Origin of the sequence: Bacillus cereus group sp. Bc061, from assembly GCF_027715825.1 — a bacterium.
In the GTDB taxonomy this organism is placed as follows: Bacteria; Bacillota; Bacilli; order Bacillales; family Bacillaceae_G; genus Bacillus_A; species Bacillus_A paranthracis.
This window is the reverse complement of record NZ_JAQFTZ010000015.1, coordinates 57,553-68,219: the sequence shown is the minus strand read 5'-3', so window position 1 is coordinate 68,219 and position 10,667 is coordinate 57,553. Positions and strand designations below refer to the sequence as shown.

The window sequence follows — 10,667 nt, the reverse complement described above, 5'->3', positions numbered from 1 at the left end:
GAAAAGAAAACTACAATATAGGTGGACCGCGGTATGCCGTGAAAGTGGCACGTACCGTGCGGATCGGGGGAAAAGTTGGAGATAACCTCAAAGACTTACCTATCGACAATTTTAGGAAATGATTTAGCGGCGGGATTTTATCCAACACCACTAACAGAAGGGAATCATTTAATACAGTTATTACAAATGGAATCAGAGCGAGCTTATGCTTGCTTTGATCCATGTTGTGGAGAAGGTACAATTTTACGAAGTTTTGCAGATGCAGTGAAACAAGTTGGTATACAGCTTGATACATATGGTGTGGAATTAGATGCAAATCGATATAACAAAGCAAAAGAGCAATTAGACGTAGTAATACGCTCTAGCTTTGAAAGTATGATGATTAGTCATGACTATTTTCCACTTATCTTTTTAAACCCACCGTATAATACAGAGCTTCGGACAGAAAAAAAGAAATCAGAGAAAATGGAGTTTAACTTCTTAAAGCGTGCACACCATTATTTACAAGAAGGTGGCATTATGGTGTATGTCATTCCATACGATCGTTTTGCTCGAGATGAAATTAGCTACTTTTTAGCTAAGAATTACGAGGAAATCGGGTTAATGCGTTTTGGTGATGAAAATGAAGAATTTGAGCAATTTAAACAATGTGTCTTTATTGGCCGTAAGCGTGCAGCTACGAAAAATGATACATATTTTAACGATCGATTCGCTAATTTTTGTGAGAATATGTCAGAACTAGATTTTGTTAGAGAACATGTAAATACATTAGCGCAAATGGTGAATCGTAAAAATTGGACTATACCTACATTACGAAATCAAAATAAATTGATTTTCACAACTCGTGTAGATTATAAAGATGCTTATGAAGGTGTAGGCAAATCAGAGGGGATCTTAACATTAAAGAAACGCTTAAATAGAGGAAATGGTTACTCACTTCAAGATGAGAAAACAGCTGCAGAGAGAGCAAAGATGCCAATTGCTTCTGGACAATTAGGACTATTGCTGATAACGGGTGTGGCAGATGGGTTGCTAGGCGAAGGGGATACACTCCATGCTGTTCGTGGTTCTGAAAATGTGTTTTTTGAAACTTCATTCGAGAAACTGGAAACAACAACGAAAGAAGTTGTATTACAAAAACGCCGCGCGAAATTTATCATCGCAACACCAACTGGTGAAGTCAAAGAACTTGTCTAGGAAAGGAAGAGAGATATGTCTGTACTGTTAGGGATAGGAGCGCTATACATTGTATGGGAGTTTAGCAATCGTATATTTCGTATTGCTATTGTACTTACAGTCATTTGTTTATGTGCTTCTCAATTAGGTGCAGGTACATATTTGGAAGTATTAGAGCAATTCTCTGTCTTTCAAGGTGCAGGTGATATGCTACATGCAGCTGAACAATCATTACCAGAGTGGAAACAGTTTATAGATTTTTAACCAATAAATTGAATGAGTAGGACATGAAACGTATCGAATAAGATGCGTTTTTTATTTTAGGAGGGAAACTTATGTTACAAGAAATAATTAAACAAGATACATTTGACCAGGAACAAACACCAGCGATGTTGCAATTGGAGACAGGCACTGCTTCACATTCAGCTTTCTGCTTTGCTATGGCAGTTAATCATAACAACCAAATGCAATTTGCAGTGTTAGGTGCGAATGACAGTACATTAAAGTCATTCAGAGCAGCCATATCAATGGGTACTAGTCGTTTGTATTTTGGAGAGGGGCAAAAAGAAGAATTACATTATGTATTAGGCAAAAAAATGAATGTAAATTCGAAAGGACAATTTGAGTTTATAAATACACAAACAGTAAATAGAAAAAAGGCAATTATTGCGTTTTCTAAAGAATTAGAAGAAAAGTATATTGTGGCAATTGATGAAGCACCAGAAATGCAAGTAAGAGATTTCTTAATGGCTCCTCCATATGGTCTCCCAATTTTAGAAGAATGGGCGAAACCAATTTATGAAGAGATGTTAACAAGAAATTTGTTACAACCATTAAATGTGTATTTTGATAGAAATGAATTTACTTCTCTATCTATTGCGCAGGTAGCGTTAAAAGAGGAGGATTGTAAAGAGTTTTTATCAGAAATGATACGTACTGGAAAATGTCAATTCCCGCAAGAGGGTACAGGTGAAAAGATCAATGAAATTAATGATTTAAATGAATATCTATTGGAATATTCGCCTGTCATGCTTGATAAAGTAACAAAATTAGATGAGCCTTTACATCAACCGATGAAAGAACAGGCATTATCTCATTTTGATACATACCAAAGACCATTATTCCCTGTACAGGCACATGTAGCAACAGGTGCAGCAAAAGCATTACAAGTACAAAAAGGGATCATTATACAGGGGGAAATGTCGAGCGGAAAAAGTGCAATTATGACAGCGACAGTAGATGGATATTTCCATTTGACAGGACAAAAAGGATATCGTACCTGCGTATTTGTGCCACCGACTCTAACTGAGAAGTGGGCAAAAGAAGAAATACGACACTTAATACCAGACGCAGATGTACATCTGATTAAACGTACAGAGGATTTAATTCGCATTCATCAATCTTGGATCCAGGCAGGAAGACCAAAACCAGAAAAGCCAACCTTCTTTGTCATTAGTTTTACTACAATGCGAGGGGATTCTATTAAACAGATGCCATTACCTTATAAGCAAATTGCACTTTCCAAGAAATCGGAGGAAGAGGTGCAAAGATATTATAAGAATGGATACTATTGTCCAGATTGTGGTGCTAAGTTACGTAAAAAAACGTCTTCTATTATAGTTCAACAAGCTAATGGTGAACAGAAAGAAGTCTGCCAGTATAAAGATTTTACAGCAAGTGACTTAGATTCGAAAACAAATAAAAATAGTGTATGTGCTGATTGTAATTCAAACATTTGGAGTCCAAAAGTAAAAACGAAATATGCGAGTTTTAAAGATTGGACCAAATATGAAAATAAATTAGTACAAGCAATAAAAGAGGGAAATAAACCGCTGCAAAAACAACTAGAGCTAGAGAATCGTGTGAAGCCATATGATGCGAAACAATCAGGAAGAGCATATCGAAAGGTAGCTACTGTTGAGTATATTCGTAGAAAAATGAAACACTTCTTTGATGCTCTTATCGTTGATGAAGTTCACGAATTAAAGAGTGAAACAGCACAAGGAACTGCTTTAGGAAGTTTAGCAAGGGTTTGTAAGAAAGTCGTAGCTGGAACAGGTACATTATTTGGTGGGCGCGCAAGCGACGTATTCTATACGTTATGGCGTCTGTTCCCTCAAAAAATGGTGAAAAGTGGGTTTGAATACAGTTCTTTAATGGAATGGAATGAAACCTACGGAAATATCGAGAGAACATATTACCATGATGGTGAGGTCACATCTAATATAGCTTCACGTGGAGCACAAGGTAATTTAGATAAAACCAAGGTCGTACCTGGTATTTCACCTTATGTGTTTACCCAATTTTTAATGGATACAACCATTAATGTGCGCTTAAAAGATGTGTGGCCAAATCCTGTGGAGTTAATTAATGTACCTACGATTCTTGTCGATATGTCGGAAGAACAAAAACAGGCTTATGAGCATATGAAAGAATCTTTTGAGAAGGCGATTGAAGGGGCGAAAGGTACACCAGATGTTGGGAAACTATGGCTCTCTTATATTCGTACAGGAAATTCGTATCCAGACAATATGAATCACTACCCAAACTATCACTTAGATAATGCGGAAAGAGAATTAGTTTGGTCCAACGAAGAATTCAGATTTGATGAGGATTGTATACAGCCGAAGGAGAAGAAGCTGCAAGAAATATTGCATACTGAAATCTCTGAAGGCCGTCCAACCATCATTTATGTATCTGATACAGGATCTACAGTGAAAGAACGAGACATTCAGCCTCGTTTACAAAAGGTTGCAGAGCAAGTGCCTGGGGCAAAAGTAGCTATACTTCGTACGAATACAGTTACTCCGCCAAAGCGCAGTGCATGGTTAAAAGAGCAAGTAAATAGCGGTGTGAATGTTATCATCTGTTCACAAGAATTAGTTAAGGTAGGATTGGACTTGCTGGCGACGCCAACATTAATTTTCTACCAATTATCATTCAGCTTATTTACATTAAATCAGGCTGCAAGAAGACATTGGCGCATTGGTCAAACAAAGCAATGCAGAACTTTCTATCTTGGATATCGAGAAACATTCCAAGAACAGATGGCGCAATTAATTGCCCAAAAGAATAAAGCTGCTGAAGCAATGAATGGTGATGCAACAAGTGATGGACTGAATGCAATGCTTGGTGATACAGGAGATCTTCAGACGTTATTAATCCAAAATATTAAAAGCGGGAATCAATTAAAAGGTTCAACAGAAGAGTGGACACAGGCAGCATCGGAAGAATCTAAGCGAGTACTTGCAAATATCGGTAAAGTAATTACACCAGTGTTTGAATCAATTGAGATCCAATTTACAAACTGGGTGAAAACATTACCGAGTACATTTGACGTATCGTATATGGAAGATGCGAAATTTGTGCAAAAAGCCGTTGAATATATCCAAGAAGAAAAAGTTCCTGGCGTTGTAGTAAAGCAACGTAAACTTGAAATTGACGGGAATGTAGAAGATATCATACGTACTTTAACAACATTGAATGCCGATAAGCGTATGCTTGTACAAAAACAAGACATTACACTCTGGGATGAATTGATTGTGGAAGTAGATGGTTCTCAAAAGAAAGGAAAAGGAAAACGAAAAAATAAAGTAATTGAAGGACAATTTGAGTTTGATTTATTTGGTTAAACGAGAGGGGAAAGTCATGTTTACGAAACTTCTTATCGCACTAATTTGCTATATGGTTTATGTAGTTTGCAAAACCAAAAGAAACATGTTGATAGAAGAGAAGAAAAAAGAAAAAGGGCCAGAACCGGTGGAACGACCTGTTTATTGGTGTCCGAGAGAAAATAGACCTATTGGTAGGGAACAAGAACGTGTTACTGTTCCAACGAAAGAGATTACCTTAGAAAAGGATGTAGCCAATATATACGATTTAGTTGCTACATCTATTCGAATAAATGTAGGCGAAGAAGAAAAAGCGTTTGAGCAGGACAAGGAAGTTGCAAAAGAAGTGGAGTATGCTGAAGAATTTCATCATACTCCTGCTTCTGAAGCAGAATATGAAATTCCTTTTCCAAGCGATGAGGATATACCAGAGGAAGTATTTAAATATGAGGAGATGTTTTCGGAACTAGAACAGTTGCCAATCCCACTAGAAACAGAACAGAATCTACCTTTTCCACTAGGAGTATCAGAGGTAGAAGATATGAATCGGGTTGGGTGGACTGCAAAAGTAATAAGACGAGAACAAGGACTGACACGCGTACTGAATATGTCGGATAACAAGCGTTATTGGATTCATACAGAGGGAGAAATCTTACCAGAAAATCGACCGTTGTATTTAGAATTACAAATTGATTCACCGTATTCTTATACATTAGTTGAATGGAGCGATAGACAACTAGGGAATATATAAATTAATTTCCTAGTTGTATTTTTATAGATAGATAGTATGAATGCAGCATTTTTCCACTCATTTGTACAAGGATAAAACATTTTTTTATTTTTGTACAAATGAGTGGGACAGAATGATTCACCATATAAGAATATTCGACTATAATGAGACATTGTACGTCATTGTAATATTAAAATGTTTAAGATTAAGTGATTATAATCTTAAAACAGGAGAACTGAGAACTCTCCGCAATATAACAATGCTTAAAATAGATTAAATCCAAACATGAGGATTATATGAAGTAAAAATATTTATGATTTAAAAAATAACAATTTTGAAAGGTGAATGTAAATGATTATTAATTCCCTAAGTAACAATGTAGTAGAAAAATTAGAACAAACGGTGCGCTATGAAAAGAAACAAGTTCAGGTATTACGTGTAAGTAAAAGTAGCTCAAATGTACATGCTTACATGATTTTTCCGGAATTCTCAGAGGTTAAAATTTCAAATACCGAACTGGATGAATATATAGAAAACTTGTCAACAAGCGTGAAGTATGTCATTGATCGTAAGTTGAGTCAACAAGAAATCGAAAAGCAAAATCATTCTTTTATTATGACGTGTGAAGTTGAAGAAGATGGTGTGATAGATGATGAAACTCTTCATTTTAATACGACTTATGTTAAACCACCAACAATTGCAAATAAAGTATTTAAATTAGTATGTGGATTAGGAAATCGTCTAGATAGCCTAAAAGAGTTACATATCACAGTACTAAATAATAATATTAATCGAATTGAAATTGAATTTTACACTGAAAATGAAACATACATTGCAGTAGAGAAGGAAGAAATTGCGAATGCTATTATGGGAGCATATACGAAAGCAAATATCTATTATGCAGCAGATCTTTATTATGTTGCGGAAGGAAATCAAATCAAATTAAAAAGCGTTAAACCGAAATTAGCGGGTGATGTGTGATGAAACAAGAAAAAGGGATGATTGGAGTCCTATGTACGCTTATTTTAATGATTTTACTACTTATACCCTTACAAGCGGCTCAAGCTTCTGTAAAACCAAGTTTTAATGAAGGAAAAGGGAGCGAACTTTCGTCGTCCTTTCAAAAGGGATTAAACAATCGAGCAAAAGCAACAGAGAAAGATGATTCATTTGGCTCATCAATCATACAAAAGATTGAAGGTATGTATGCACCGGCTTTTAAAGTAGGAGTAAATATCTTTTCTATTTCATTCGTATTAGGCGTTATTGTCATGGTTATGGCATTAATTACAAAGAATGGTCAATGGATGAAGTGGGCGACTGGGAGTATGATTTTCTCATTTATTAGCATGATGTCCATGAGACTAAGTGTGTACTTCTTATTTAGTTCCGATGTATTTTCGTTTATGAACATCTTTACGGATTTTTTAGACCTGTTTAAAGCAACAGCACTTATTTTCACACCATTTATGTTAATTGCAGGTATTCGTTTAAGAAAGATTCATGAAAGTACGAAACAGCCTGAGTATTATCGTTGGTCTAACCGTGTCATAACAGGATCTTGTTTGCTGTGTATGTTAGCCGTACTCGCTCCATGGCTATTTGCTAATATGTAAAGAACCATATGTAAAGATAGAAAAGGTACTGAATCTGCATTCAGTACCTTTTATCTACCCATTAGGTTGTTTCTTTCATATTCTTCAAAGACTTCTTCTGAAATTGGCGATAGTATGCCGCTCAAATACACAGCGGTATATAAAAAGTATTGCTCATCCCTTGTTTTAATTGTATGAGTACCGTGTTCCTCATTGTTTGGAATAATTCGTTCAATTTTGAGTTGTTTTTTATCACAAATGATCTCTTTTACTCTATATAAATTATGTATCGGTAAACGATCAATATACAAACAAAGGTACTCTAGTAGAAATAGAATAACAGTCATTTGTAGAATGAAAGCAATCTTTAATAGAGTTGGTATGGATGCAAATAATACTAGAAATATAGAGACCAAGAAAATATTTAACTTTGAAAACCACTTTTCGTGTTGATTTAAAGAAATAATACTTTTCTTATTCTGAAACACCTGGAACCTCGTTATAAGAAAAATAATTGCAAAGATTCCTTCATAACTAAACCAGGTTTTCCACTCCGTATCAGTAAGTTCTAGCAATATATATATGATACCGGTAGATACGAGCAGTGGTACCAGCTGTACCAAACTAAATAGTATGGTATGTTCTAACATTCTTTTCTTGTAGATACGATTAGTAATTGAATCCAAGTTTCTTAACTCCTTCTGCAATTTTCATGATGACACCACCAATAAGAAGATGGTATTCGCCAATTCCTTTTTCATTTACGTACCAACACATATAGTGCCGGATACCTTCTTTTGCACCATGGTCATGTAAAGGAAAAGGAGATGCGTATTTTTTAGATGACATATTATTATCACCGAAAGGTACTTGTTCTGCAAGTGCAAAACGTTTCTTCGAATCATTTATAATCCAACAACCATAGTTTACTGACCCATACCATATTGCGTCTTTATGAATTGGATCAATAGAAGGTTGTGCTGGGTAGCTTTCAGCTAGTATTTGCGCTTTTTCTTCACGAAGTTGCTGGTGTATGTGTGAATTCAATGGATCTTCCGTTCCGATTTCATAGGTTTCCTCAAAGTTACCACACTCATATGGGACAAGGGGATTATTTGAATCAGCTGCTAATTGTAGACTGCAAGAATCTGATTTTGAAAGATAATATACACAGTCTTTGCAGGTGAAATAGTTTGAAAAAGCTGAATCACCTTCTGGTTCTGTTCCGGTATTATTTACTACAAGTTTTAACATGTCTATCACAATCCTTTTTAGGCTAGTTGGTAAATTAATATAGACGTATCATATCATGCTTATAAATAAATGTAAATATTTTCCAAATAAAAATAACCTTATTAATTTTGAAAGGACTGTTTGTATTGAATAGAAATAGAGAATATATTGCTTTGCGAAATTCTATATTAATAGGCTGGTTACTGACATGCATCGTAATAGGCCTATCTATCTATTTTTCTTCTGTTGTTTATTTATTAATCGGATGTTTCATTCTATCGTTAAAATACGGATTAATGGGTACCGTGAAAAATGTGGAAAAACGTTTGCCTACCTGGGCTAACTTTGGCGTCATTGAAAAACCAGTAAATAGAAGGGTGACCAGACCTTTTCAGTTTCGAGGTGGGCTCCTTGTTTCATTAGCATTAGGATTCGTAGAGATGGTGATAAAAGGCTTATGTATCTCATATTTTATTTTAGGATTAGAAACGCATGTATATCGTTTAATGCGCAGAAACGCAAGGGTGTAAAAAGGGGGGGGGCTATTATGAAAGTATTAATATTTGAATTAGTTCTCATTGCGATTCTGATTCCATTAAATATAGTTGTGAAAAAACATGTACCAAAATGGAAGGGGAAAGCTGGAGAAAAATTAGTGAAACGTATATTGAACAAATTGGATTCCGAAAGTTATTGCGTGTTACATGATGTTACGGTTCATACGGAATATGGTGATACAACGCAAATTGATCATATTGTTATCGCGGAAACCGGTGTATTTGTTATAGAGACGAAGAACTACGAGGGATGGATCTATGGAAATGAGAAATCTGCAAGGTGGACACAGGGTATCTTTAGAAAGAAATCCTCTTTTCAAAATCCATTTCGCCAAAATTATAAACATATTAAGGCAATTGAATGGTTAATGGAACAACAGCTGCCGAGTATCTCTATTGCAGCGTTTCATCCAAAATGCAGTCTAAAAAGAGTAAATGTTCAATCTAAAGATAAACATATCCTGTATTATAACGATCTACAAAAATGTATTGAATCATATACTGAAACGCAACTAACAAATGATGAGGTCCAGCACATCTACCAAACAATATTGCGAGCGGACATTATGGATAAGGATATCGAAAAGAAACATGTGAAGTATTTACACAATAAGTTTGCAAAACAATAAGAAATGGAGAAAGGAATAATGTTATATGTAATAGGGTTCATTGTAATCTCTGTAGTATCTATTCGTCTTAACATGAAGTATTACAAATTAAAAGGGGATCCAAAAGATTTGGTGAGAAAGAAAAATAAGTGAATTTATTATTATATTATATATAGTGGTGAAAAAGTAAAGGCATCAGTAGAGATGCCTTTTTTGTTTATTATAATTTTTAATGAATCGACTATGTTAATGTAATAATCAATATAATGGCCTAGTGAAGTAGTTGATTAAAGTTGTAAAATTAATCAACTTAATGAAAAAGGATAAAGTGTTTTACCAAACAAGTCTGTTCGAAAAAAGAAGATAGTTATTCATAAATTGTTTGTCTTAGTTTTATAAGATGGAAATGTGAAAAATTGGCTATTCTATGTTCCTAATAACCACTTTTACAACGGAACTATTTATTCTATTACAAATAGTTACTGTAAAAGATGATAAATAAATTCCAAATACTATGAAAAATAATTGGTATAGAAAGTGACCTAGTAAAGCGATATAAAGATGTAGCTAAAATTCCAAGCAGAAAAGCAATGAATGCATCGGTAAATGTTATTGGAAGGTGTAAAATTGAAAAAAGTGCAGCAGATAGACACATACTAATGAAAAGATTGAATTTTTCAAGTAATTTATTAAAGATAATCCCTCTAAATATAGCTTCTTCAGCTATTGCGGTTAATAGAGTCATTCCTATAATGAATAAAGTTTTTTGTGCCCATGTAGCTTCAAAATAATAAGCCGTGGGACTAGTAAGCAGTTTCCAGGTACTAAGAAGGGGGATATTTAATAGCCAGGCGGAAATTATAAATTGTAGTATAATCGCTGTGAAAAATAAAATATAGTTTTTCCACTTTAAAAGAGCAAATAAGTTCCACTCACCCTTTAAATAATGATAGGATGCACTATATAAAAATAAGAATGTTACTATAATAGAATACAAAGAAATTTCAAAGTTAAACCATGTTATAATATTTTCATTTCCTAGGTTTCTTACCAATGTAGTAGTAATCACTATAATAGATGAAGTAATCAGTATAAAAAACACTTGTAACCAAGTGATTTTTTTTTTAGAAGTCATATATGTCCTCTCCTTATTTGAT

General features: G+C 34.5%; 11 protein-coding genes. 8 read left to right on the top strand and 3 right to left on the bottom strand.

From position 1 onward, the window contains the following. Window positions 1-75: 75 nt before the first annotated feature. From PDQ40_RS26425 to PDQ40_RS26400, 6 genes are all read left to right on the top strand, one after another. Window positions 76-1,197 (top strand): DUF6094 domain-containing protein, encoded by a 1,122-nt coding sequence (locus tag PDQ40_RS26425; protein WP_242227966.1) that lies wholly within the window; start codon window positions 76-78, stop codon window positions 1,195-1,197. Window positions 1,198-1,212: 15 nt separating this feature from the next. Continuing rightward, window positions 1,213-1,440 carry a hypothetical protein gene (locus tag PDQ40_RS26420; RefSeq protein WP_000114819.1) on the top strand — a complete coding sequence of 76 codons (228 nt, stop codon included), beginning with the start codon at window positions 1,213-1,215 and terminating at the stop codon, window positions 1,438-1,440. Between the two features lie 71 nt (window positions 1,441-1,511). Then, window positions 1,512-4,808 carry a hypothetical protein gene (locus PDQ40_RS26415; protein WP_242227967.1) on the top strand — a complete coding sequence of 1,099 codons (3,297 nt, stop codon included), beginning with the start codon at window positions 1,512-1,514 and terminating at the stop codon, window positions 4,806-4,808. A 16-nt stretch (window positions 4,809-4,824) separates the two neighbouring features. Continuing rightward, the gene (locus PDQ40_RS26410) at window positions 4,825-5,538 is read left to right on the top strand and encodes a transposase (RefSeq protein ID WP_242227968.1); all 714 of its coding nucleotides are present in this window, start codon (window positions 4,825-4,827) and stop codon (window positions 5,536-5,538) included. 330 nt (window positions 5,539-5,868) lie between these two features. Further along, window positions 5,869-6,498 carry a hypothetical protein gene (locus PDQ40_RS26405; RefSeq protein ID WP_242227969.1) on the top strand — a complete coding sequence of 210 codons (630 nt, stop codon included), beginning with the start codon at window positions 5,869-5,871 and terminating at the stop codon, window positions 6,496-6,498. Continuing rightward, on the top strand, window positions 6,498-7,133 hold the full coding sequence (locus PDQ40_RS26400) for a hypothetical protein (RefSeq protein ID WP_000806908.1): 636 nt from the start codon (window positions 6,498-6,500) through the stop codon (window positions 7,131-7,133). The genes PDQ40_RS26405 and PDQ40_RS26400 overlap by 1 nt, the downstream gene beginning before the upstream one ends. Before the next feature lie 50 nt (window positions 7,134-7,183). Here PDQ40_RS26400 and PDQ40_RS26395 read toward each other — a convergent pair whose 3' ends face one another. Both PDQ40_RS26395 and PDQ40_RS26390 read right to left on the bottom strand, forming a co-directional pair. Continuing rightward, complete coding sequence (locus tag PDQ40_RS26395) at window positions 7,184-7,762, bottom strand: hypothetical protein (RefSeq protein ID WP_210627340.1); 579 nt, start codon at window positions 7,760-7,762, stop codon at window positions 7,184-7,186. A 19-nt stretch (window positions 7,763-7,781) separates the two neighbouring features. Continuing rightward, window positions 7,782-8,366, bottom strand: coding sequence for a hypothetical protein (locus tag PDQ40_RS26390; RefSeq protein WP_000916417.1), 585 nt, complete (start codon window positions 8,364-8,366; stop codon window positions 7,782-7,784). Window positions 8,367-8,491: 125 nt separating this feature from the next. Here PDQ40_RS26390 and PDQ40_RS26385 point away from each other — a divergent pair, with 125 nt between their 5' ends. Together PDQ40_RS26385 and PDQ40_RS26380 are read left to right on the top strand one after the other, a co-directional pair. Beyond that, window positions 8,492-8,875 carry a hypothetical protein gene (locus PDQ40_RS26385; RefSeq protein WP_071737073.1) on the top strand — a complete coding sequence of 128 codons (384 nt, stop codon included), beginning with the start codon at window positions 8,492-8,494 and terminating at the stop codon, window positions 8,873-8,875. Window positions 8,876-8,892: 17 nt separating this feature from the next. Next, window positions 8,893-9,531, top strand: coding sequence for a nuclease-related domain-containing protein (locus tag PDQ40_RS26380; protein WP_242227970.1), 639 nt, complete (start codon window positions 8,893-8,895; stop codon window positions 9,529-9,531). Window positions 9,532-9,979: 448 nt separating this feature from the next. Here the strand turns inward: PDQ40_RS26380 and PDQ40_RS26375 are convergent, their stop codons facing one another. Beyond that, complete coding sequence (locus tag PDQ40_RS26375) at window positions 9,980-10,645, bottom strand: CPBP family intramembrane glutamic endopeptidase (protein ID WP_046648641.1); 666 nt, start codon at window positions 10,643-10,645, stop codon at window positions 9,980-9,982. Window positions 10,646-10,667: the final 22 nt, after the last annotated feature.

What these genes read in the sequence shown, in the direction of transcription:
- PDQ40_RS26420 (WP_000114819.1), top strand. Translation starts at nt 1,213, where the DNA reads ATGTCTGTACTGTTAGGGATAGGAGCGCTATACATTGTATGGGAGTTT.
- PDQ40_RS26415 (WP_242227967.1), top strand. Translation starts at nt 1,512, where the DNA reads ATGTTACAAGAAATAATTAAACAAGATACATTTGACCAGGAACAAACA.
- PDQ40_RS26410 (WP_242227968.1), top strand. Translation starts at nt 4,825, where the DNA reads ATGTTTACGAAACTTCTTATCGCACTAATTTGCTATATGGTTTATGTA.
- PDQ40_RS26405 (WP_242227969.1), top strand. Translation starts at nt 5,869, where the DNA reads ATGATTATTAATTCCCTAAGTAACAATGTAGTAGAAAAATTAGAACAA.
- PDQ40_RS26400 (WP_000806908.1), top strand. Translation starts at nt 6,498, where the DNA reads ATGAAACAAGAAAAAGGGATGATTGGAGTCCTATGTACGCTTATTTTA.
- PDQ40_RS26395 (WP_210627340.1), bottom strand. Translation starts at nt 7,762, where the DNA reads ATGTTAGAACATACCATACTATTTAGTTTGGTACAGCTGGTACCACTG.
- PDQ40_RS26390 (WP_000916417.1), bottom strand. Translation starts at nt 8,366, where the DNA reads ATGTTAAAACTTGTAGTAAATAATACCGGAACAGAACCAGAAGGTGAT.
- PDQ40_RS26380 (WP_242227970.1), top strand. Translation starts at nt 8,893, where the DNA reads ATGAAAGTATTAATATTTGAATTAGTTCTCATTGCGATTCTGATTCCA.
- PDQ40_RS26375 (WP_046648641.1), bottom strand. Translation starts at nt 10,645, where the DNA reads ATGACTTCTAAAAAAAAAATCACTTGGTTACAAGTGTTTTTTATACTG.